Source organism: Bradyrhizobium sp. Arg816 (genome assembly GCF_029989365.1).
In the GTDB taxonomy this organism is placed as follows: domain Bacteria; phylum Pseudomonadota; class Alphaproteobacteria; order Rhizobiales; family Xanthobacteraceae; genus Bradyrhizobium.
On sequence record NZ_JAPRAQ010000182.1, the window covers coordinates 1 to 471 of the forward strand.

The 471-nt window shown below is 59.7% G+C and carries 1 protein-coding gene; it reads right to left on the minus strand.

Annotation, left to right across the window (positions count from 1 at the left end):
• The coding region (locus OWC48_RS46415) for an elongation factor P (RefSeq protein ID WP_306664782.1) at positions 1 to 420 on the minus strand (420 nt) is incomplete at its 3' end.
• Between the last annotated feature and the right edge of the window lie 51 nt (positions 421 to 471).

Here is a 471-nt window from a genome sequence, read left to right on the forward strand (position 1 = left end):
CACGGCATCGGCCTCGACGATCAGCGCCTCGATCGTGTCAGGGAGTTGCACCGAAATCGGGCGCTCCTCCCAGAGCTCCTTCACCACGTCCATGCCGTCCTGCAGGAAGGCTGCGGCGTCGCCTAGGATTCCCGCGTCGAGCGTGATCTGTTCGTAATTGACCTTGTCCATGAAGGTCAGCTGGTCGCCCTCACGGAACAGGAACTGGAAATCAGTCGTCTCCAGCCGCACCTTCTCAAGCGATTCGGCCGAGCGGAAACGCACATTGTTCTTCCGGCCGTCGATCAGGTTCTTCATCTCGACCTGCATATAGGCACCGCCCTTACCGGGCTGCGTGTGCTGGATTTTCACCGCGCGCCAGATGCCGCCTTCATATTCGAGGATGTTACCGGGACGAATCTCGACCGCGTTGATCTTCATGGGGATGCCTGTGATGGAAAGAGCGAAGGCGCGGCCTTTAGCGAGAGGACG